We start from the raw sequence: 21,290 nt of genomic DNA on the forward strand, positions 1-21,290 counted from the left end.
GTCTGCCGGTGAATCCTTCCACCGCGCAGGCCAGGGTCATCGTCGACGAACTCGTCCGCAACACCGTCTCGCACGTCGTCCTGTGCCCCGGTTCACGCAACGCCCCGCTGTCGATCGCGCTTTACGACGCGGCGGCCGCCGGACGCCTCCAGCTGCACGTCCGCATCGACGAACGCGGCGCCGCCTTCCTCGCCCTCGGCATCGCCGCGCGGACCGGCCGCCCCGTGGCCGTGCTGTGCACCTCGGGCACCGCGGCCGCGAACTTCCACCCCGCCGTGCTGGAGGCCGATCGCGCGGGTGTCCCGTTGATCGTGCTGACCGCCGACCGGCCGCCCGAGATGCGGGCCGCCGGCGCGAGCCAGGTCATCGACCAGCATCAGCTCTACGGCAACGCCGTCCGCTACTTCGACGAGCTCGCCGTCGCCGAACGCCGTGCCGGGCAGAACTCGTACTGGCGCGGCCAGATCTGCCGCGCCTGGAACGCCGCGTACGGCGAATGGCGCTGCGGGCCCGTGCACCTGAACATCCCGTTCCGGGAGCCGCTCGTCCCGGATGTCGACGATGACGGCGAGTGGTACGAGTCACTCGAAGGGCGTCCCGACGGCGCTCGCTGGACCGAACTTCCCGACTTCGGCGCGCTTCCCTCGTTCGTGGTGCCGTCGGCGCGGTCCGGCCTGGTCATCGCGTGCGACACCGGCGTGCAGGCGGCCAGCGAATGGGCCGAACTGCACGGCTGGCCGGTCGTCTCCGAGACCGGCGGCATCGGAATGGCCGGCGCGACGGCGATCTCGTCCGGCGCGTGGCTGCTCGGTGTCGAGGAGTTCATCTCGCGGCACAAACCCGAACAGGTCCTGTGCATCGGTCGTCCGACGGTGTTCCGGCAGGTCCAGCGGGTGCTGTCCGATCCCGACGTCGAGGTGCTGCTGGTCCGGCCCGATTCGGACTGGCCCGCGCCCGCGCACAACGTCCGCCAGGTCGGCCAGTGGTTCGACGAGCCGTCCAAACCTGCCGATCCGGAATGGCTCGCGAGCTGGCAGCGCGCGGACAAGGCGGCGTCGGCGGCGGTGGCCGAGGCGCTGGCCGCGGAGCCGTGGCCGAGCGGGCTGCGCCTGGCGACCGAACTCGTCGACGCGGTACCGGAAGGGTCGCTGCTGGTCGTCGGCTCGTCCAACCCGACGCGTGACGTCGCGCTCGCCGGACGGCTGCGGCCAGACGTCCTCGTGCACCGCAACCGCGGCGTCGCCGGGATCGACGGCATGGTCTCGACCGCGATCGGTGCCGCGACCGTCCACAGGGGACATTCGTACGCCCTGCTCGGCGACCTGACGTTCCTGCACGACGCGAGCGGCCTGCTGACCGGGCCCGCCGAACAGCGGCCCGACCTGACGATCGTGGTGCTCAACGACGACGGCGGCGGCATCTTCTCCCTGCTGGAGCAGGGTGCGCCCGAGCACGATGCCAGCTTCGAGCGCGTCTTCGGCACACCGCACGGTGCCGATCTGGGTGCGCTGTGCGCCGGTTACCGCGTGCCGCACAGCGTCGCCGAGACGCTGACCGAGTTCCGTGAGGCGCTCAAGCCCGCGCCGGGGCTGCGGGTGGTGGAGGTCCGGGTGGACCGAACGCGCCACCGCGAGCTGCACGCGCGACTCCGTACGGCGGTTTCCTCCGCGGTGCGGGCTGTCTAGCCGATTTTGATCTCAGTCCAGGGGTTAGGAACCCCTCCTTTGGACGTGTCTGGAGCATGATCGGCTGGCTACGTTCGAGCGCGCTGACAAATCCTGGGAGGATTCGCAATGCGCTTGAAGACTCGCGCCGGCTTCGCCGGATTGACCGCGGGCGTCGTCTCGGTACTGATCGCCGGTTCCGCGGCGGCCGCACCCGCGCCCGGCTCGATCGGCGTCGGCGACCCGTACTATCCGCACGCCGGTAACGGCGGCTACGACGTCGGTCACTACGACCTGCGGCTGACCTACCAGCCCGCGACCGACCTGCTGTCCGGGGCGACGACGATCCTGCTCACCGCGACGCAGGACCTCTCGGCGTTCAACCTGGACTTCGGCCTGAAGGTGTCGAGCGTCCGCGTGAACAACCGGCCCGCGAAGTTCGCGACGTCGACCGACGGCACCGGTGAGCTGACCGTCACGCCGTCGGCTCCGCTGAAGAAGGGGCAGACAGCCACCGTCGTCGTCGCCTACGCGGACACGCCGTCGAAGGTGAAGATCGACGGCTTCACCGCCTGGAAGAAGACCCCGGACGGCGCGCTCGCCGTCGACGAGCCGCAGAGCGCGGCCTGGTGGTTCCCGTCCAACGACCACCCCACCGACCTGGCCACCTACGACATCTCGGTCGAGGTCCCGAACGACGTCGCCGCGCTGTCGAACGGCACGCTCGTGCGCAAGACGGTGCAGCGGCCCGGCTGGACGCGCTGGAACTGGCGCAGCACCAAACCGCAGGCGACGTACCTCACGTCGCTGGAGGTCGGCAAGTTCGAGGTGAACCAGCAGACCACGCCGGACGGTCAGCCGTTCATCACCGCGTACGGCGCCGACCTCGGCGAATCGCTCGGCGCGGCCAAGGCCAGCATCGAGCGGACGCCGGAGATCACCGAATTCCTCGCCTCCAAGTTCGGGCCCTACCCGTTCGAGGCGCAGGGCGGCGTCGTCACCACCGGGATCACCTTCGCGCTGGAGAACCAGACGCGGCCGGTCTACGGCGCCCGGGCGTTCCGGTCCGGCTCCAACACCTCGATCGTCGCGCACGAGCAGGCGCACCAGTGGTTCGGCGACAGCGTCACGCTCGGCAAGTGGAGCGACATCTGGCTGAACGAGGGCTTCGCCTCCTACGGCGAGTTCCTGTGGTCGGAGGAGACCGGCGAGGGCACGGCCGACGAGCTCGCGCAGTACATCTACGACTCGCTGCCCGCCGAGGACCCGTTCTGGCAGGTCCTGCCCGCCGACCCGGGCGCGGAGAACCAGTTCGACGCGGCCGTCTACGACCGCGGCGCGCTCGCGGTGCACGCGTTGCGCAAGGCTGTGGGCGACGACACGTTCTTCCGGATCCTGCAGACCTGGCAGCAGGTGAAGAAGGCCAAGCCGGCGGTGATCCCGGAGTTCATCGCGCTGGCGGAGAAGATCTCGGGCAAACCGCTGTACGACCTGTTCCAGACGTGGCTGTACACCAAGGGCAAGCCCGCGGTGGGCCCGAACGGTGCGCAGGCTCTCCGGGCCGCTGTGGCCCCGGTCGCACCGAAGTCCTACCCGCAGATCAAGGCGACCCACGAATTCCTCGCCGAGCGACACGCCCACTGACGGGTAGCGATACGCTCGCGGCGTGACGGCCAAAGCGGAGCGGGTGAGGCGCATCGGGTGGTATGCCGCCCTCGTTGTCGCCTCACTCGTCACCGTGCTCGGTGTCTCGCTGCTGTTCGCCGCCGTCCGCAACGACAATTCGATCGAAGCGCAACTCGGGCAGGCCACGGCCCAGGTCGAGTCGGTGACGTTCGACCGCACGATCATCAACTACGCCACCCCCGACGGGATCATGCACAGCCCGGCCAACGGCGTGCTCTACCCGTCCGGGCTGGCCGCCGGGCAGCTGGTGAACATCGAGTACGACGTCGGCGACCCGGAACTCGCGCGGGTGGCCGGGCGTTCGGCGGCGACCACGCTGCTGCCGCTGGGCAGCATGATCTTCTTCACCTGGCTGATCGCCGGCCCGCTGCTGTGGTGGATCCGGCGGCAGCGGCTGGCTTACCGGCGCTCGCTCGCCGAGTCCGCCGCCTGATCACGCGAGTTCCGCCTTCAATCACGTGTGTCGTCCGTCTGATCACGCGCGTCGTCCGATGCGGCACGCGGGCTTGGCGTGCGGAACCGGCGAACTCGCGTGATCAGACGGACGACACGTGTGATCAGACGGCGAACTCGCGTGATTGGGGGCGGAACTCAGCCGACCGACTCCCGCCACCAGCCCAGCACCTCGTCCGCCACCCCCGGTGCCGCCACCAGCAGCGCGTCGACCGGCAGCGCGGTGTCCTCGCCGTGCCGGTCCAGCACCACGGCCCCGGCCTCGATGGCCAGCGCGACCGAGCCGGCGACGTCCCATTCGCGGTAGCTGTGCAGTACCGCCGCGGCCGCGTGCCCCAGCGCGACCTGCGCGATCGCCAGCGCCGCCGAGCCGAGCACCCGGACCCCGGCGTGCGCGGCGGCCGCCCGTTCGATGAACTGGCCCATCCCCGGCCAGACACCCTTGCGGGTGAGCTCCGTGCAGACGATCGCCCCGGCGGTCCCGCGCCGATCGGTCAGCGTGATCGGTTTGCCGTTCGCCCGGGCGCCGCGGCCGCGCGCGGCGGCGTAGATCTGGGCGCGGTACGGATCCGCGACCACGCCGACCACCGGCCCCGACGCATCGATCAGGGCGAGGCTGTACGCGCACCACGGGACCCCGGCGACGTAGTTCGCGGTGCCGTCGACCGGGTCGACCACCCAGCGGTATTCGGCGACGTCGGCACCGTGGTCGGCGCCGAATTCGCCGCCGACGACGGGGATCCCGGGGAATTCCGCGGTCAGCACGCGGCGGGTGTGGCGTTCGAGGATCCGGTCCGTGTCGGTGACCCAGTCGAAGGGCGAGTCCTTCGGATCGGGCTGGGCGCCCCGGCCGGCGGTCGCGGTGATCACGTCGGTCGCGTCGTTGGCCAGCCGCCCGGCCACTTCGAGGGCCCTCGACACCAGCCCTGGCTCGACGGGCTGAGGCGGCCTAGACGACAGAAGGGTCATGCCTGCCTAGTGTGGCCGAGCCTGGTTTACGGAACACGACCTTGAGATGACATGTCGTCTGTTCCGTTTTTGTTGGCGTGGGCGTCACAACCGGATGCGACAGTGATCCGCGTGCGAGTCGCGATAGTCACCGAAAGTTTCCTGCCCCAGGTGAACGGCGTGACCAACTCCGTGCTCCGCGTCGTGGAACACCTCCGCGACCGCGCGCACGACGTGCTGATCATCGCCCCGGGGCCGGGCCCCGAGGAGTACCTCGGCGCCCCGGTCGTGCGCATTCCCGCCCTCGACTTCCCCGGTGTGAACTCCCTCCCGGTCGGCGTGCCGACCAGGACGGTGCTCACCGCGCTGGCCGATTTCGGGCCGGACGTGGTGCATCTGGCGTCGCCGTTCGTGGTCGGCGCTCGCGGGCTCGCCGCGGCAAGGCGGCTGCGCGTGCCGTGTGTCGCGGTGTACCAGACCGATATCGCCGGTTTCGCCGCCGCGTACGGCTTCGGCATCGCCGCCCGCGCGGCCTGGCGCTGGGTGCGCCGCCTGCACTCGCGGGCCGACCGCACGCTCGCGCCGTCGACGGATTCGGTGGAACAGCTGAAACTGCACGGGATTCCTCGGGTGCACCGCTGGGCGCGCGGCGTCGACATCGAGCGGTTCTCGCCGGTCCACGCCGATCCCGCGTTGCGCGCCGAGCTGGCGCCGAACGGTGAGCTGCTGGTCGGTTTCGTCGGCAGGCTCGCGCCCGAGAAGGAGGTCGAGCGGCTGACCGCGCTCGCCGGGGTCGACGGGATCCGCGTGGTCGTCGTCGGTGACGGGCCGGAGCTGCCGATGCTGCGCGAACGCATCCCGGGCGCGGCGTTCCTCGGCGCTCGTTACGGCGAGGAGCTTTCCGCCGCATACGCGAGCCTCGACGTCTTCGTCCACACAGGACCGCACGAGACGTTCTGTCAGGCCATCCAAGAGGCGATGGCGTCCGGGCTCCCCGTGCTCGCCCCGGACGCGGGCGGGCCGAAGGATCTGGTCCTGCCCGGCCGCACCGGTTATCTGCTGCCCGCGGACCGGGCCGGATTCGCGACGGCGCTGGTGGACAAGGTGAACGACCTGCGCGACGAAGCGCTCCGGGCCAGGCTGGGGGAGAAGGCGCGCAAGGTCGTCCTCGGCCGGACCTGGCCCGCGGTCTGCCACGAACTGGTCGGCCACTACGAGGCCGTCCAAGGCAAAATCGCGCGCGCGGCTTAAAAATGGACCGGCCGGGAAGAGACCGGGCACGAGGTGGACTGGAATGTACCGGCTGGGAAAGGACCGGGAACAAGGCGGACTCGAAATGCATATAGTCCAGCTGGCCAACTTCTACGGACCACGCTCGGGCGGGTTGCGGACGGCGCTGCATCATCTCGGTGCCGGATACGTGGCCAGCGGCCATCAGGTGACCCTCGTGGTGCCCGGGCAGCGCTACGCGGACGAGACGCTGCCCTCGGGAGTACGCCGGTTTTCCCTTCCGGCGCCGCAGATCCCCGGCACCGGCGGCTATCGCGCGGTCGATCCGCACCGGGTGCGCGCGGTGCTGAAACGCCTGGAGCCGGACAGGCTGGAAGTGTCCGACAGGCTCACTTTGCGCGGTATGGGCGTCTGGGCGCGGCGCAACGGCGTACCCAGCATGGTGATCTCGCACGAGCGCCTCGACCGGCTGCTGGAACAGTTCCTGATGCCCGAACCCGTCGCGCGGCGTGTCGCGGACGTCGCGAACCGGCGGATGGCGCGGTGTTACGACACGGTCGTCTGCACGACGGCGTTCGCCCGCGCGGAGTTCGACCGGATCGCCGCGCCGAACGTGCGGCGTGTCCCGCTCGGCGTCGACCTCACGACCTTCGCCCCGGCCCGGCGCGACGACGGCTGGCGGCACACGCTGACCGGGAACGCCGACGCGCTGCTCGTCCACTGTGGACGCCTGTCGCCGGAGAAGCACGTCGAGCGCAGTGTGGACACCGTCGCCGAGCTCACCGAGGCGGGGCACCGCGTACGGCTGGTGATCGCGGGCGACGGGCCCCGCCGCCGGGCGCTGGAACGGCGGGCGCGCGGGCTTCCGGTGACGTTCCTCGGGTTCCTTTCCGGACGCGGCGACGTCGCGCGCCTGCTGGCCAGCGCCGACGTCTCCCTCGCGCCCGGTCCACACGAGACGTTCGGGCTGGCCGCGCTGGAGGCGCTCGCTTCGGGCACGCCGGTGGTGGTCTCGGCGTCGTCGGCGCTGCGGGAGATCGTGCGTCCCGGCTGCGGTGAGGCCGTCGACGATCGCGCGCCGGCGTTCGCGGGTGCGGTCACCGGACTGCTGGAGAGTCCCGAAGACGCCCGGCGCGCGGCGGCGCGGGCTCGCGCGGAGGAATTCGCCTGGCCACGGGCGGTGCGGGGAATGCTCTCCGCGCACACTTGATCACCGCAAGATCATTTGTATCTTCTTTGTACAACCGGCATTCATCGTCCCCTCACGCCATCGAGCGAGAGGACGGCACGTGAGGTTCGAAGTACTGGGTACGTTCAGCATCTCTTCCGGTTCGCAGTCGGTCCCGCTGCACGGCCGGATGCGGAGAACGCTCCTCGGCGTGCTGCTGGTCCGGGCGAACACCTTCGTCCCGGTGAACGTGCTGACCGAGGCGCTGTGGGACAGCAAGTGGGAGCCGCGGGCGGTGCCGAAGCTGCACTGGCACGTCCACAAGCTGCGGCAGGCCTTGCCCGAGGGCGACCGGCTCGCCTTCGACAACGGCGGCTACCGGCTTGAGGTCCACCCCGGCGAACTCGACGTCGAGACCTTCGAGACGCTGGCGGGCCAGGCGCTGAAGACGGCGGACCCCGCGCAGCGCGCCTCGCTGATCAGGCAGGCCCTCACGCATTGGCACGGCGCGCCCTACGAGGGCCTGGACGTCCCGCTGCTGTCGGACGAGACGATGCGCCTCTCGGAGCACCGGCTGGTCCTGCTCGAAGAGCTCTACCAGGCGGAACTGGACCTCGGACGGCAGGCGAGCGCGGCCGTCGAGCTGGCCGATCTGGTGCGGCGGCATCCCTTGCGGCAGCGTGCCCAGTACCTCCTGATGGACGCTCTGTGGCGAGCCGGGCGCACTTCCGACGCGCTGGCGGCGTATCGGCGCGCGTTCCGGGTTTCGGTCGATCAGCTCGGCCTCGAACCGGGGCCGGAACTGCGGTTGCTGGAGCGGAGGATCCTCGCCGGCGAGGTCGCGGGGGCCGGTGCGCACCGTGCCCCGGCGTTGCTTCACCGGGCCAGGTGAACCTACGGCGTGTCGCTTTGCTCCCGCTTGGCCGCGATCCCTCAGGACGAGCGAAGTAGTGTGCGGGTATGTCCCGAGCGAGTCTTGACAAGGATCCGCACGAAGTCGCCGCCATGTTCGACGACGTCGCGGACGGCTACGACCGCGCGAATTCGTTCATGACCTTCGGCTTCGACCGCCGCTGGCGCACCATCACCGGCCGTGTGCTGGATGCCAAACGCGGGGAGAAGGTGCTGGACCTCGCGGCGGGCACCGGCGTGTCCACCGTCGAGTACGCGCGCAACGGCGCGTGGTGCCTCGCGGCGGACTTCTCGGTCGGCATGCTCAAGGCGGGCAAGCATCGCGGCGTCCCCATGGTGGCCGCCGACGCGATGAAGCTGCCGTTCGCCGACGACAGCTTCGACGCGGTGACCATCTCGCTCGCGCTGCGGAACTTCGTCGACACCAAGGCCGCGCTCACCGAGATCGCGCGGGTGGTCAAACCGGGCGGCCGTCTGGTGATCTGCGAGGTGTCGACGCCCACATTCCCGCCGATCCGGTTCCTGCACCGGAAGTTCATCGCGAAGCTGCTGACCTGGGTCGGCGCCAGGACCTCGTCGAACCCCGAGGCCTACTCCTACCTGGCCGAATCCATGCTGGCGTGGCCGGATCAGCGGACGCTGGGCGAGATCATCGCGAGCGCCGGGTGGACCGAGGTGGAGTGGCTGAACCTCACGTTCGGCGTCGTCGCCATCCACCGTGCGAAGAAGCCATCCGTAAACTCGCGCGCATGACCAACCGTCGCAACGCAGACCACGACGCCGAAGTCATCGTCGTCGGTGCCGGACCGGCCGGCTCCACCGCCGCCACGTACCTCGCCCGCGCGGGTGTCGACGTGCTGCTGCTGGAGAAGACCGAGTTCCCGCGCGAGAAGGTGTGCGGCGACGGCCTGACCCCGCGCGGCGTCAAGCAGCTCATCGACCTGGGGATCGACACCAGCGAGGACGCGGGCTGGGTGCACAGCCGCGGCCTGCGGATCCTCACCGGCGAGCTCACGCTGGAACTGGACTGGCCGGATCTGACGAGCTACCCGCCGTACGGTGTTTCGCGGACCCGTCAGGACTTCGACGACCTGCTCGCGAAGACCGCGGTGAAGGCGGGCGCGCGGCTCTACGAGCGCACCACCGTCACCGGAGCCGTCACCAGCCCGACCGGTCGCGTGATCGGCGTCGAGGCCAAGGTCGGCCCGGAGAAGACGCCGGTGAGCTACCGCGCTCCGCTGGTGCTGGCCTGCGACGGCGTCTCCGCGCGGCTCGCGCTGAGCGTCGGCATCCAGAAGAACGAGAAGCGCCCGATGGGCGTCGCGGTGCGGCAGTACTACAAGAGCCCGCGCCACGACGACCCGTTCATCGAGGGCCACCTGGAGCTGTGGGACCGCTCGGACCCGCGCGACCCCAAGCTGCTGCCCGGCTACGGCTGGGCGTTCCCGCTGGGCGACGGCACGGTGAACGTCGGCCTCGGCATGCTGTCGACGTCGGCCGCGTTCCGCAGCACCGACTACCGCGCGCTGCTGCGCCAGTGGCTCGACGGGACGCCCGAGGAATGGGGCTACCGCGAGGAGAACGCCATCGGCAAGGTCGGTGGCGCGGGTCTCCCGATGGGTTTCAACCGCACCCCGCACTACCGCGACGGCCTGCTCCTGCTCGGCGACGCCGGCGGCATGGTCAGCCCGTTCAACGGCGAGGGCATCTCGGCCGCGATGGAGTCCGCGCAGCTGGCGTCGGAGTTCGTCGTGCAGGCGCTGGCGCGGCGCGAAGGACCTTCGCGTGAGCGGGCGCTGGAGGGTTACCCGCGCGCCGTCGCGGAGCTGATGGGCGGCTACTACCGGCTCGGCAACGTGTTCGCGAAGCTGATCGGGAAGCCGAAGATCATGCACGCGGCGACGAAGTACGGACTGCGGATCAACTCGATCCTTCCGTTGGTCTACAAGGGACTTTCGGGTTGCTACGACGCCAAGGGCGGGGACGGCGTCGACCGGCTGATCGCCGCTCTGGCGCGGGCCACCCCCTCTCCGCGCTGACACTTTCGCAACTCGCGTGAAGGCCCCCTTCCCTCGGCTCAGCCGAGGGAAGGGGGCCTTCACGCACTTCGGGCTCCCACACGTCTGGACCAGTCACGGGTACTCCGCGCAGTGGTATCGGTCACAGGACAAATGTGGTCAAACAGCCCCGCGAAGCCGATCTTGAGAACGACGTCGCAGGTCATCGGTATCGCGTGCCGGAAGTAACCGTACTGGCCGTGCGGCCAAGTTAGGGCAGCCTTATAGCACGGGGCCTAGGGACAAGAATGTGAGTCACGTCCTACACTCGGGCCATGCTTTGTGAATCGCTTCACATCCTCGACGGGAGGCTTGTGAACTATTTCACAAGCAAGGGGGCCGTCATGCACGGCCCGTAAGGGTTGCCTAACCCTCGGCGGTGTGACCCAGGTGACTTAGGGTGCCGACCGAGGGAAGCGGTGAACCCCGACTCGAAAACCGCAGCGGCGCGGAAAGGATGGCGAAAACCCCGTGCTGATGTTGCCCGTGCTGACCCAGGCGAGCACCCCTTCGGTGCCCAACCTGGACATGTACCTCCCCTTGGTCCTCCTGTTCGTCCTCGCACTCGGATTCGCGGTGCTCTCGGTGCTGCTCGGCCCGCTCGTCGGCCCGAGCCGGGCCAACAAGGCGAAGCTCGCGGCCTATGAATGCGGTATCGAACCGTCGCCGCAGCCGGTCGTCGGCGGCGGCCGGATGCCGGTCGCGTACTACATCACCGCGATGCTGTTCATCCTGTTCGACATCGAGATGGTCTTCCTCTACCCGTTCGCGGTCTCCGCGGACGCGCTGGGCATGTTCGGCCTGGTGGAGATCGTGCTGTTCATCGCGACGGTCGGTTTCGCGTACGCCTACGTATGGCGTCGCGGCGGCCTGGATTGGAACTAGAGAAGCATGGGCCTCGAAGAAAAACTCCCCAACGGCATCCTCCTGGCCAGCCTCGAAGGCCTGGTGAACTGGGCCCGTAAGAACTCCATGTGGCCCGCCACCTTCGGTCTCGCCTGCTGCGCGATCGAGATGATGACCGTCGGCGGTTCCCGCTACGACATCGCCCGCTTCGGCATGGAGCGCTTCAGCGCGACGCCGCGCCAGGCGGATCTGATGATCGTCGCCGGCCGCGTCACGCAGAAGATGGCGCCGGTGCTCCGCCAGATCTACGACCAGATGGCCGAGCCCAAGTGGGTGCTGGCGATGGGCGTCTGCGCCTCGTCCGGCGGCATGTTCAACAACTACGCCGTGGTGCAGGGCGTCGACCACATCGTCCCGGTCGACATGTACCTCCCCGGCTGCCCGCCACGCCCCGAGATGCTGCTCGACGCGATTTTGAAGCTGCACGCCAAGATCCAGGACGAGCCGATCAACGCCCGCCGGGCCGCGATCCGCGCCGCCAGCGGTGAGCGCACCGAGCTGATCGCCTCCTCGATCAAGTACGCGAAGAAGTGAGCGACGTGCCCGAAGATCAGACCCCCGAAGTCCCCGAGACGGGCGGCGAGCAGTCCAGCGCCGAGCGTCCCGAAGCCGGCCTCGAGCCGCAGGGCGTCCGTCCGGCCGAGCCGGTCGTCACCGGTAAAGAGCGCCAGGGCATGTTCGGTGTCCGCGGCACCGGTGACACCTCCGGTTACGGCGGCGTCCGCCTTCCCGCGTACAGCCCGCCCCCGGCGGAGCGCCCGTACGGCGGCTGGTTCGACGAGTTCGCCGACGAGTTCTACGCGGCCTTGGCGGACAACAAGATCCCGGCGAGCGCGATCCAGCAGACCACGGTCGATCGCGGCGAGATCACCTTCTACGTCTCCCGCGAGCACCTCGTCGAGATCGCCAAGGTTCTGCGCGACGACGCCGGTCTCCGCTTCGAACTGCTCAGCTCGGTGTCCGGCGTCGACTACGGCGTCGACGTCCCGCAGCGGCTGCACTCGGTCTACCACTTCACGTCGATGACCTACCGCCGCCGCATCCGGCTCGAGGTCACCCTCGACATCGAAGACCCGCATGTCCCGTCGCTGGTCGGGGTCTACCCGACGGCCGACTGGCAGGAGCGGGAAGCGTGGGACATGTTCGGCATCGTCTACGACGGCCACCCGGCGCTGACCCGCATCCTCATGCCGGACGACTGGGACGGCCACCCCCAGCGCAAGGACTACCCGCTCGGCGGGATCCCGGTCGAATACAAGGGCGCGGAGATCCCGCCGCCGGACCAGCGGAGGTCGTACTCGTGAGCGTTCACGAAGAAGCAACCGAAGTTCCCGAAGCCGACTCCCGCGACACGACCGAAGGCCGCGTCTACACCGTTTCCGGCGGTGACTGGGAAGACCTCATCGAGGACTCCCGCCACGACGAGCGCATGGTCATCAACATGGGCCCGCAGCACCCGTCGACGCACGGCGTGCTCCGGCTCGTGCTGGAGATGGAGGGCGAGACCGTCACCCAGCTCCGCTCGGTCATCGGCTACCTGCACACCGGGATCGAGAAGAACTGCGAGTACCGCACGTGGACCCAGGGCGTCACCTTCGTGACGCGCATGGACTACCTCGCCCCGCTCTCGACCGAGATGGCGTACTGCCTCGGCGTCGAGAAGCTGCTCGGCATCCAGGCCCCGCGCCGCGCCGAGCTGCTGCGCGTGATGCTGCTGGAGATCAACCGCATCGGTTCGCACCTGGTCTACATCGCCACCGGCGGGATGGAACTCGGTGCCACCACGGCGATGACGCTCGGGTTCCGTGAGCGCGAAGAGGTCCTGCACCTGCTGGAGCACCTCACCGGTCTCCGGATGAACCACGCGTTCATCCGCCCCGGCGGGCTCGCGCAGGACATGCCCGCCGACTACCACGAGGTGGTCAGCGCGTTCGTCAAGACGATGGACGAGCGGCTTCCCTTGTACGACAAGCTCTTCACCGGTCAGCCGATCTGGCGCAACCGGCTCAAGGGCGTCGGGTACCTGCCGGTCGACGCCTGCCTCGCGCTCGGCGTCACCGGCCCGGTGCTGCGCAGCGCCGGTCTCCCGTGGGACATGCGCAAGACCGAGCCGTACTCCCGCTACGAGGAGTTCGAGTTCGACATCCCGACCTCCACCGAGGCGGACTGCTGGGCGCGCTACCTGCTGCGCGTCGAGGAGATGCACCAGAGCCTGCGGATCATCAAGCAGTGCCTCAAGAAGCTCGAGCCGGGCCCGGTCATGGTCGAGGACAAGAAGGTCGCCTGGCCGGCGCAGCTCTCGATCGGCAGCGACGGCATGGGCAACTCGCTCGAGCACGTCCGCAAGATCATGGGCCAGTCGATGGAATCGCTGATCCATCACTTCAAGCTGGTCACCGAGGGCTTCAAGGTCCCGCCGGGCCAGACCTACACCTCGGTGGAGTCGCCGCGCGGCGAACTCGGCGTGCACCTGGTCTCCGACGGCGGCACCAGGCCGCTGCGGGTCCACGTGCGCGAACCGAGCTTCGTGAACCTGCAGTCGATGCCCGCGATGGCGGAAGGCGGCCTGGTGGCCGACGTGATCGCCGCCATCGCCTCGATCGACCCCGTCATGGGGGGAGTGGACCGTTGAGCACCCAGCCCGAAACGACACCCACGCCCGAGCCCGGCACCAGCCTGGCCGAGCAGACCCACATCGCCGCCGGTGGTGACGTCGACGTGATCGCGATCGCGCCGGATCCCGCCGAGGCGGAGGGGATCCTGGAGAACGCGAAGCTCGAAGACATCTTCGACGCCGACACCTACGCCAAGGCGCAGGAGCTGATCGCGCGGTACCCGCAGTCGCGGTCGGCGCTGCTGCCGATGCTGCACCTCGTGCAGTCGGTGCAGGGTTACGTGAGCCAGGAGGGCATCGCCTTCTGCGCGCGGAACCTGGACCTTTCCGACGCCGAGGTCAGCGCGGTCGCGACGTTCTACACCATGTACAAGCGCCGTCCGTGCGGCGAGCACCTGGTGAGCGTCTGCACCAACACCTTGTGCGCGGCCATGGGTGGCGACGCGATCTACAAGAAGCTCCAGACGCACCTCGGCTCCGACGAGAAGCCGTTGGGGCACAACGAGACCGCGGGCACGCCGAACGAGCCCGGCTCGATCACGCTGGAACACGCCGAATGTCTCGCGGCCTGTGACCTCGCCCCGGTCATCCAGGTCAACTACGAGTACTTCGACAACCAGACCGAGGACAAGGCCGTCGCGCTGGTCGACGCGTTGCAGGCGGGCAAGAAGCCCGCTCCGACGCGCGGCGCGCCGCTGACGAACTTCAAGGGCGCCGAGCTGCAGCTCGCCGGGTTCTTCCCGGAGGACGCGCAGCAGTACCGCACGGACGTCGACGGTCCTTCGCAGGCCGTCGAGACCCTGCGGGGAGCGCAGGTCGCGCAGGACCGCGGCTGGACCGCGCCCGCGATGAAGGACGTTCCGCTTCCGGAAGTGGAGAAGAAGTAATGGCCGATCCCATCACTCCGGTCCTCACGAAGCGCTGGCTTTCGCCCAACTCCTGGACGATCCAGTCCTACGAAGCTCTAGAGGGCTACACCGCGATCCGCAAGGCGCTCAAGGCCACTCCCGAGCAGATCGTCCAGCTGGTCAAGGACTCCGGCCTCCGCGGCCGTGGCGGCGCGGGCTTCCCGGCCGGCATCAAGTGGTCCTTCATGCCCCCGAACGAGGACAAGCCGCACTACCTCGTCATCAACGCCGACGAGGGCGAGCCGGGTACCTGCAAGGACATCCCGCTGATGATGGCGGACCCGCACTCGCTGATCGAGGGCTGCATCATCGCCTCGTACGCGATGCGTTCGCACCACTGCTTCATCTACGTCCGCGGCGAGGCGCTGCACTGCATCCGCCGCCTCAACGCGGCCGTGCGCGAGGCGTACGAAGCGGGCTACCTCGGCAAGAACATCCTCGACTCCGGATTCGACCTCGACATCACCGTGCACGCGGGCGCCGGGGCGTACATCTGCGGCGAGGAGACGGCGCTGCTGGACTCCCTGGAAGGCCGTCGCGGCCAGCCGCGGCTCAAGCCGCCGTTCCCGGCCGCCGCGGGCCTGTACGCCGCGCCGACCACGGTGAACAACGTCGAGACCATCGCCAGCGCGCCGTACATCGTCAACGGCGGTTCGAGCTGGTTCCGCGAGATGGGCCGCGAGAAGTCGCCCGGCCCGAAGATCTACTCGATCTCCGGCCACGTCGAGAAGCCCGGCCAGTACGAATGCCCGCTCGGCACCACGCTGCGCGAGCTGCTGGACATGGCGGGCGGCATGAAGGACGGCATCCCGCTGAAGTTCTGGACGCCGGGTGGTTCGTCCACGCCGATGTTCACCGCGGAGCACCTCGATGTTCCGCTGGACTTCGAAGGCGCGGCGGAGGCCGGGTCGATGCTGGGCACGACGGCCGTGCAGGTCTTCAACGAGACCGTTTCCGTGCCGTGGGCCGTGATGAAGTGGACGCAGTTCTACGAGCACGAGTCCTGCGGCAAGTGCACGCCCTGCCGCGAGGGCACGTACTGGCTGGCGCAGATCCTGGAGCGCATGGTCGAGGGCAAGGGCACCGAGGAGGACATCGACACCCTGCTCGACGTCTGCGACAACATCCTCGGCCGCTCGTTCTGCGCCCTCGGCGACGGCGCGGTCTCGCCGATCCAGAGCGGGATCAAGTACTTCCGGGATGAATTCCTGGCTTTGTGTCAAGCAAACAAGCGCGAATTGGTGGGGGCGCAGGCATGACGATCGCACCCGACAAGCCCGGGACGTCCACAGAGGACACTCCGGTCCCCGAGGGCCACGTCAAGCTGGTCATCGACGGTGAAGAGGTCATCGCGCCCAAGGGCGAGCTGCTGATCCGCACCGCCGAACGGCTCGGCACGGTCATCCCGCGCTTCTGCGACCACCCGCTGCTCGACCCGGCGGGCGCCTGCCGCCAGTGCCTGGTCGAGGTCGAAATGGGCGGCCGTCCGATGCCGAAGCCGCAGGCCTCGTGCACCATGACGGTCGCCGACGGCATGGTCGTGAAGACCCAGCTGACCTCGGCCGTCGCGGACAAGGCCCAGCAGGGTGTGATGGAGCTGCTGCTCATCAACCACCCGCTGGACTGCCCGATCTGCGACAAGGGCGGCGAATGCCCGCTGCAGAACCAGGCGCTCGCGCACGGCCGCGCGGACTCCCGGTTCGTCGACCAGAAGCGGACCTTCGCGAAGCCGCTGCCGATCTCCTCGCAGGTGCTGCTGGACCGGGAGCGCTGCGTGCTCTGCCAGCGCTGCACCCGGTTCTCCCGCGAGATCGCCGGCGACCCGTTCATCGAGCTGCTCGAACGCGGCGCCCACCAGCAGATCGGCACCGCCGAGACCGCGGACGTGCTGGACCTGGCTTCCCGGACCACGTCGGGGCAGCCGTTCCAGTCGTACTTCTCCGGCAACGTCATCCAGATCTGCCCGGTCGGCGCGCTGACCTCGGCCGCGTACCGGTTCCGTTCGCGGCCGTTCGACCTGGTGTCCTCGCCGAGCGTGTGCGAGCACTGCTCGTCCGGCTGCGCCGAGCGGACCGACTTCCGCCGCGGCAAGGTCATGCGGAAGCTCGCGGGCGACGACCCCGAGGTCAACGAAGAGTGGCTCTGCGACAAGGGCCGCTTCGCGTTCCGTTACTCGACCGCGGACGACCGCATCCGCCGTCCGCTGGTCCGCAACGCCGACGGCGTGCTCGAAGAGGCTTCCTGGACCGACGCGCTGCGCGCGGCCGCCGAAGGGCTGGCCAAGGCACGTGACGGCAAGGGCGCCGCGGTGCTGACCGGTGGCCGTCTGACCGTCGAGGACGCCTACGCGTACTCGAAGTTCGCACGGATCGCCTTGGGCACCAACGACATCGACTTCCGGGCTCGCCCGCATTCGGCCGAGGAGCTGGGCTTCCTCGCGTCGCACGTGGTCGGGACGACGCCGGAAAGCGGCGTCACCTTCCGCGAGATCGAGCGGGCGCGCACGGTGCTGTGCGTCGCGTTCGAGCCGGAGGACGAGGCGCCGATCGTGTTCCTGCGGCTGCGCAAGGCGGCCCGCAAGAACCGCACCCGCGTCGTCCACTTGGGACAGTGGACCACCTCGTCGGTCCGCAAGACCTTCGGCGAACTGCTGGCCTGCGCTCCGGGCTCCGAGGCCGCCGCGATCGACGGCATCGCGCAGCACGCGCAGGACGTCGACCAGGCACTGGCCGCCGAAGGGGCGGTGATCCTCGTCGGCGAGCGGGCCGCCGAGGTCCCGGGTCTCTTCTCGGCCCTGCACCGCCTGGTGGAGCGCACCGGCGCCCGGCTCGCGTGGATCCCGCGTCGCGCGGGTGAACGCGGTGCACTGGCGGCGGGCGCGGCGCCGACGCTGCTGCCCGGCGGCCGCCCGGTCACCGACGCCGAGGCTCGCGCCGAGGTCGAAAAGGCTTGGGGCGTCACGCTTCCCGCCACGGAAGGCCGCGACACCACCGCGATCCTCAAGGCTGCTTCCGGCCAGGACATCGACGGCCTGCTCGTCGGCGGCGTCGACCCGGACGACCTGCCGGACCCGGATCTGGCCCGCCGCGCGCTCGAAAACGCGAAGTTCGTGGTGAGCCTGGAACTGCGGCACAGCGGGGTCACCGAGCACGCGGACGTCGTCCTCCCGATCGCCCCGGCGGTCGAGAAGGCGGGCAGCTACCTGAACTGGGAAGGTCGCCGCCGCGAGTTCGCCGTCACCCTCGAAGGCACCGGCGCCCTGCCGGACTGCCGGGTGCTCGACACCCTCGCCGTCGAGATGGACGCGGACCTGTTCACCCAGACCCCGGCCGCTTCGGCCGCCGATCTGGCCAAGCTGCCTGCCAGGAACGGGCCGTTCCTTGCGGAATTCGCAAGTAACGGACCGTTCATTGCACGCGCCGAGCCCAAGGACGGCCAGGTCCTCCTCGCCACCTGGCGGCAGCTGATCGACAACGGTTCGCTGCAGGACGGCGAGCCGCATCTCAAGGGCACGCAGCGCGAGGTCGTCGCCAAGCTCTCGGCGAAGACCGCCGAAGGCCTGGGCGGCAGCGTCAAGGTCTCCACCGAACGCGGTTCCATCACGTTGCCGATCGAGGTCGCCGATCTGCCGGACGGCGTCGTGTGGCTCCCGGGCAACTCCGACGGCTCGGCCGTCCGCGCCGCGCTCGCGGCCGGTCACGGCTCGGCCGTCACCCTCACCGGAGGTGAGAAGTGACTCCGTTGCTCAGCCAGATGCCGGACGCCGCCGAGCGGGCGGCGCTGCTGGCGGACGACCCGTTGTGGCTGGTCCTGCTCAAGACGGTCGTCATCCTGCTGATCGGCCCGATCCTGACGATCTTCCTGATCGTCTGGGAGCGCAAGGCGGTCGGCCGGATGCAGAACCGTCCCGGCCCCAACCGGGTCGGGCCCGGCGGCTACCTGCAGTCCCTCGCGGACGCGATCAAGCTGCCGTTCAAGGAACAGATCATCCCGGACACCGCCGACCGCAAGGTGTACTTCCTCGCGCCGGTGATCTCCGCGGTGCCCGCGCTGATCGCGCTGGCGGCGATCCCGTTCGGCCCGGTCGTCTCGATCTTCGGTGAGCGGACCGTGCTCCAGCTGGTCGACCTGCCGGTCGGCGTGCTGGTGATCCTGGCCTGCTCCTCGATCGGTGTGTACGGCCTGGTGCTGGCCGGCTGGTCGTCCGGCTCGCCGTATCCGCTGCTCGGCGGTCTGCGAAGCGCGGCTCAGGTGATCTCCTACGAGATCGCGATGGGCCTGTCGATCGTGGGCGTGATCCTCTACTCGGGCTCGATGTCCACCTCGGCGATCGTCGAATCGCAGCAGACCGGCTGGTACTTCTACCTGCTGCTGCCGAGTTTCGTGATCTACCTGATCTCCATGGTCGGTGAGACCAACCGCGCGCCGTTCGACCTCCCCGAGGCCGAATCCGAGCTGGTCGGCGGTTTCCACACCGAGTACAGCTCGATGAAGTTCGCGATGTTCTTCCTCGCCGAGTACGTCAACATGGTGATCGTTTCGGCGTTCGCGACCACGTTGTTCCTCGGTGGCTGGAAGTTCCCGTTCGTGAGCGCGGATCACGCGCTCAACCAGGGCTGGCTCCCGCTGATCTGGTTCTCCGCCAAGCTGTTCATCCTGCTGTTCGGCTTCATCTGGCTGCGCGGCACGCTGCCGCGGCTGCGGTACGACCAGTTCATGCGGCTGGGCTGGAAGGTCCTGGTGCCGGTCAACCTGGTCTGGATCGTCGTGATCGTCACGGTCCGCGCGATCAAGAACTCGGGTGGCCTGTCCACCCCGCAGATCCTCATCGGCGGCGGCGCGCTCATCCTCGTCGTCGTCATCCTGAGCCTGCTGCTGCCGGACAAGAAGGTCCCGGAAGACGACTACGTCCCGGTGACCGGCGGCGGGTTCCCCGTACCGCCGCTCGACCTGCAGGTCCCGGAGAAGACCCCGCGTCAGAAGGCCCTCGCGAAGGCCGAAGCCCGGGCTGCCAAACGCAAGCCCGCGGCGGTTTCCAGTGGAAGGGAGGCCGGCGATGGGGATGTTTGATCCCATCAAGGGTTTCGGTGTCACCTTCGGCATGATGTTCAAGAAGGTCGCCACCGAGGAGTACCCGGAGGCGGGCGCCCCCGCGGCTCCGCGTTACCACGGCAGGCACCAGCTCAACCGGCATCCGGACGGGCTGGAGAAATGCGTCGGCTGCGAGCTGTGCGCGTGGGCCTGTCCGGCGGACGCGATCTTCGTCGAAGGCGGCGACAACACCGAAGAGGCGCGGTACTCGCCCGGTGAGCGGTACGGCGCCGACTACCAGATCAACTACCTGCGCTGCATCGGCTGCGGGTTGTGCGTCGAGGCCTGCCCCACCCGGTCCCTGACGATGATCAACTTCTACGAGCTGGCCGACGACGACCGGCAGCGGTTGATCTACACCAAGGAAGACCTCCTCGCGCCGCTGCTGCCCGGTATGGAGCAGCCGCCGCACCCGATGCGACTGGGCGACAACGAGCAGGACTACTACGTCAACGGTCCCGAACTCGCGCGCAAGCCCACCGGGGCCACCGAAGCGGAGGCCGTCAAGTGATCACGGCTTTCCTTGCGCAGACGGACGTTTCGGCCGGGATCACCACCGGCGAGACCATCGCGTTCTGGGTGCTCGGCCCGCTCGCGCTGCTCGGCGGACTCGGCATGATCTTCTCCCGCAACGCCGTGCACTCGGCGCTGTGGCTGGTCCTCACGATGCTGTGCCTCGGCGCGCTGTACATGATCCAGCAGGCGCCGTTCCTCGGCTTCACGCAGATCATCGTCTACACCGGCGCGATCATGATGCTGTTCCTGTTCGTGCTGATGCTGGTCGGCCGGGAGAGTTCCGACTCGGTCGTCGAAGTGCTGCGCGGGCAGCGGGTCATGGCGACCCTGCTCGGTATCGGCGTCGGCGGGCTGCTCGCCGCGGGGCTCGCCCGCGCGCTGGCCAACGTCACCCCGGCGCTGCCGCGCGACCCGGCGAACCTCGACGGCGGTGGCCCCGGCGGGCTGGGGCGGCTGATCTTCACCAAGTATCTGTTCCCGTTCGAGCTGACCTCGGCGCTGCTGATCACCGCCGCGCTCGGCGCGATGGTGCTGGCGTTCACCGACCGGCACGCCAAGGGCGGCAAGAAGAACCAGAAGGAACTCGTCGTCGACCGGTTCACCGGCAAACACGACCGGCCTTCGCCGCTGCCCGGCCCGGGTGTCTTCGCCACGGCCAACTCGGTCGCCACCCCGGCGCTGCTGCCCGACGGCTCGATCGCCAGGGAGTCGCTCTCGGAGATCATCGAGTCGACTTCGGCCGCACAGCTGGAAACCGAGCGGAAGCAGGTCGCCGGGACGGAAGAGGGTCCCGACGCCCACGCTCTGGTCGGCAAGTCTGAAGGGGAGAAGGAATGACCCCGACGTACTACCTGCTCCTGTCCGCGCTGCTGTTCGCCATCGGCGCGGTCGGGGTGCTGGTGCGCCGCAACGCGATCGTCGTGTTCATGTGCATCGAGCTGATGCTGAACGCGGCGAACCTGTCCCTGGTCACGTTCGCCCGGATCAACGGGTCGCTCGACGGCCAGGTGATGGCGTTCTTCGTGATGGTCGTCGCCGCCGCCGAGGTCGTGGTGGGGCTCGCGATCATCATGGCGATCTTCCGCACCCGGCGCTCGGCCTCGGTCGACGACACCAACCTGCTGAAGTACTAGGGAG

Annotated in this window: 20 protein-coding genes; 19 read left to right on the forward strand and 1 reads right to left on the reverse strand. The window is 69.2% G+C overall.

Translation table 11 applies throughout. The features are described from left to right. Nucleotides 1–8: 8 nt before the first annotated feature. From menD to ACIBTM_RS15940, 3 genes are all read left to right on the forward strand, one after another. Nucleotides 9–1,685, forward strand: coding sequence for a 2-succinyl-5-enolpyruvyl-6-hydroxy-3-cyclohexene-1-carboxylic-acid synthase (gene menD / locus ACIBTM_RS15930; protein ID WP_395877260.1), 1,677 nt, complete (start codon nucleotides 9–11; stop codon nucleotides 1,683–1,685). A 108-nt stretch (nucleotides 1,686–1,793) separates the two neighbouring features. After that, a complete protein-coding gene (locus ACIBTM_RS15935; protein ID WP_395877262.1) occupies nucleotides 1,794–3,308 on the forward strand; it encodes a M1 family metallopeptidase in 1,515 nt (504 codons plus the stop codon). A 22-nt stretch (nucleotides 3,309–3,330) separates the two neighbouring features. Further along, on the forward strand, nucleotides 3,331–3,783 hold the full coding sequence (locus ACIBTM_RS15940; RefSeq protein ID WP_395877264.1) for a DUF3592 domain-containing protein: 453 nt from the start codon (nucleotides 3,331–3,333) through the stop codon (nucleotides 3,781–3,783). A 158-nt stretch (nucleotides 3,784–3,941) separates the two neighbouring features. On the opposite strand, the gene ACIBTM_RS15945 is transcribed toward ACIBTM_RS15940, so the two are convergent. Then, nucleotides 3,942–4,772, reverse strand: coding sequence for an inositol monophosphatase (locus ACIBTM_RS15945; RefSeq protein WP_063272801.1), 831 nt, complete (start codon nucleotides 4,770–4,772; stop codon nucleotides 3,942–3,944). Between the two features lie 111 nt (nucleotides 4,773–4,883). Here ACIBTM_RS15945 and ACIBTM_RS15950 point away from each other — a divergent pair, with 111 nt between their 5' ends. From ACIBTM_RS15950 to nuoK, 16 genes are all read left to right on the forward strand, one after another. Continuing rightward, complete coding sequence (locus ACIBTM_RS15950; protein ID WP_395877267.1) at nucleotides 4,884–6,002, forward strand: glycosyltransferase family 4 protein; 1,119 nt, start codon at nucleotides 4,884–4,886, stop codon at nucleotides 6,000–6,002. Between the two features lie 85 nt (nucleotides 6,003–6,087). Beyond that, nucleotides 6,088–7,191, forward strand: a complete 1,104-nt coding sequence (locus tag ACIBTM_RS15955) for a glycosyltransferase family 4 protein (protein ID WP_395878083.1) — start codon at nucleotides 6,088–6,090, stop codon at nucleotides 7,189–7,191. Nucleotides 7,192–7,270: 79 nt separating this feature from the next. Continuing rightward, nucleotides 7,271–8,041 carry a BTAD domain-containing putative transcriptional regulator gene (locus tag ACIBTM_RS15960; protein WP_395877269.1) on the forward strand — a complete coding sequence of 257 codons (771 nt, stop codon included), beginning with the start codon at nucleotides 7,271–7,273 and terminating at the stop codon, nucleotides 8,039–8,041. A gap of 68 nt (nucleotides 8,042–8,109) precedes the next feature. Next, nucleotides 8,110–8,814, forward strand: coding sequence for a demethylmenaquinone methyltransferase (locus ACIBTM_RS15965; protein ID WP_240595956.1), 705 nt, complete (start codon nucleotides 8,110–8,112; stop codon nucleotides 8,812–8,814). After that, on the forward strand, nucleotides 8,811–10,100 hold the full coding sequence (locus tag ACIBTM_RS15970) for a geranylgeranyl reductase family protein (protein WP_395877272.1): 1,290 nt from the start codon (nucleotides 8,811–8,813) through the stop codon (nucleotides 10,098–10,100). Before ACIBTM_RS15965 ends, ACIBTM_RS15970 begins: the two co-directional genes overlap by 4 nt. Nucleotides 10,101–10,595: 495 nt before the next feature. Further along, nucleotides 10,596–11,003 (forward strand): NADH-quinone oxidoreductase subunit A, encoded by a 408-nt coding sequence (locus tag ACIBTM_RS15975; protein ID WP_039922573.1) that lies wholly within the window; start codon nucleotides 10,596–10,598, stop codon nucleotides 11,001–11,003. Nucleotides 11,004–11,009: 6 nt separating this feature from the next. Beyond that, nucleotides 11,010–11,558 (forward strand): NADH-quinone oxidoreductase subunit B family protein, encoded by a 549-nt coding sequence (locus tag ACIBTM_RS15980; RefSeq protein ID WP_005151847.1) that lies wholly within the window; start codon nucleotides 11,010–11,012, stop codon nucleotides 11,556–11,558. A gap of 5 nt (nucleotides 11,559–11,563) precedes the next feature. Then, complete coding sequence (locus tag ACIBTM_RS15985; protein WP_395877273.1) at nucleotides 11,564–12,328, forward strand: NADH-quinone oxidoreductase subunit C; 765 nt, start codon at nucleotides 11,564–11,566, stop codon at nucleotides 12,326–12,328. Beyond that, a complete protein-coding gene (locus tag ACIBTM_RS15990; RefSeq protein WP_395877275.1) occupies nucleotides 12,325–13,656 on the forward strand; it encodes an NADH-quinone oxidoreductase subunit D in 1,332 nt (443 codons plus the stop codon). The genes ACIBTM_RS15985 and ACIBTM_RS15990 overlap by 4 nt, the downstream gene beginning before the upstream one ends. Further along, nucleotides 13,653–14,525 carry an NADH-quinone oxidoreductase subunit NuoE gene (nuoE, locus tag ACIBTM_RS15995; RefSeq protein ID WP_395877277.1) on the forward strand — a complete coding sequence of 291 codons (873 nt, stop codon included), beginning with the start codon at nucleotides 13,653–13,655 and terminating at the stop codon, nucleotides 14,523–14,525. The genes ACIBTM_RS15990 and nuoE overlap by 4 nt, the downstream gene beginning before the upstream one ends. Continuing rightward, the gene (nuoF, locus tag ACIBTM_RS16000; RefSeq protein ID WP_016330964.1) at nucleotides 14,525–15,805 is read left to right on the forward strand and encodes an NADH-quinone oxidoreductase subunit NuoF; all 1,281 of its coding nucleotides are present in this window, start codon (nucleotides 14,525–14,527) and stop codon (nucleotides 15,803–15,805) included. Before nuoE ends, nuoF begins: the two co-directional genes overlap by 1 nt. Next, entirely contained in the window at nucleotides 15,802–18,282 is a 2,481-nt protein-coding gene (locus ACIBTM_RS16005; RefSeq protein ID WP_395877279.1) for an NADH-quinone oxidoreductase subunit G, read from the forward strand. The genes nuoF and ACIBTM_RS16005 overlap by 4 nt, the downstream gene beginning before the upstream one ends. Then, a complete protein-coding gene (gene nuoH / locus ACIBTM_RS16010) occupies nucleotides 18,279–19,616 on the forward strand; it encodes an NADH-quinone oxidoreductase subunit NuoH (protein WP_395877281.1) in 1,338 nt (445 codons plus the stop codon). Before ACIBTM_RS16005 ends, nuoH begins: the two co-directional genes overlap by 4 nt. Beyond that, on the forward strand, nucleotides 19,603–20,148 hold the full coding sequence (gene nuoI / locus ACIBTM_RS16015; RefSeq protein ID WP_038520061.1) for an NADH-quinone oxidoreductase subunit NuoI: 546 nt from the start codon (nucleotides 19,603–19,605) through the stop codon (nucleotides 20,146–20,148). The genes nuoH and nuoI overlap by 14 nt, the downstream gene beginning before the upstream one ends. Further along, nucleotides 20,145–20,990 carry an NADH-quinone oxidoreductase subunit J gene (locus ACIBTM_RS16020; protein WP_350576156.1) on the forward strand — a complete coding sequence of 282 codons (846 nt, stop codon included), beginning with the start codon at nucleotides 20,145–20,147 and terminating at the stop codon, nucleotides 20,988–20,990. Before nuoI ends, ACIBTM_RS16020 begins: the two co-directional genes overlap by 4 nt. Then, entirely contained in the window at nucleotides 20,987–21,286 is a 300-nt protein-coding gene (nuoK, locus tag ACIBTM_RS16025; RefSeq protein ID WP_005151882.1) for an NADH-quinone oxidoreductase subunit NuoK, read from the forward strand. The genes ACIBTM_RS16020 and nuoK overlap by 4 nt, the downstream gene beginning before the upstream one ends. The last annotated feature ends 4 nt before the right edge of the window (nucleotides 21,287–21,290 follow it).

This window comes from Amycolatopsis sp. NPDC049868 (genome assembly GCF_044461365.1).
GTDB lineage: Bacteria > Actinomycetota > Actinomycetes > Mycobacteriales > Pseudonocardiaceae > Amycolatopsis.

Coding starts and splice junctions, on each gene's coding strand:
- nuoI (WP_038520061.1), top strand. CDS start 19,603: ATGGGGATGTTTGATCCCATCAAGGGTTTCGGTGTCACCTTCGGCATG.
- nuoF (WP_016330964.1), top strand. CDS start 14,525: ATGGCCGATCCCATCACTCCGGTCCTCACGAAGCGCTGGCTTTCGCCC.
- ACIBTM_RS15935 (WP_395877262.1), top strand. CDS start 1,794: ATGCGCTTGAAGACTCGCGCCGGCTTCGCCGGATTGACCGCGGGCGTC.
- ACIBTM_RS15970 (WP_395877272.1), top strand. CDS start 8,811: ATGACCAACCGTCGCAACGCAGACCACGACGCCGAAGTCATCGTCGTC.
- ACIBTM_RS15965 (WP_240595956.1), top strand. CDS start 8,110: ATGTCCCGAGCGAGTCTTGACAAGGATCCGCACGAAGTCGCCGCCATG.
- ACIBTM_RS15945 (WP_063272801.1), bottom strand. CDS start 4,772: ATGACCCTTCTGTCGTCTAGGCCGCCTCAGCCCGTCGAGCCAGGGCTG.
- ACIBTM_RS15980 (WP_005151847.1), top strand. CDS start 11,010: ATGGGCCTCGAAGAAAAACTCCCCAACGGCATCCTCCTGGCCAGCCTC.
- ACIBTM_RS16005 (WP_395877279.1), top strand. CDS start 15,802: ATGACGATCGCACCCGACAAGCCCGGGACGTCCACAGAGGACACTCCG.
- ACIBTM_RS15975 (WP_039922573.1), top strand. CDS start 10,596: ATGTTGCCCGTGCTGACCCAGGCGAGCACCCCTTCGGTGCCCAACCTG.
- ACIBTM_RS15955 (WP_395878083.1), top strand. CDS start 6,088: ATGCATATAGTCCAGCTGGCCAACTTCTACGGACCACGCTCGGGCGGG.
- nuoK (WP_005151882.1), top strand. CDS start 20,987: ATGACCCCGACGTACTACCTGCTCCTGTCCGCGCTGCTGTTCGCCATC.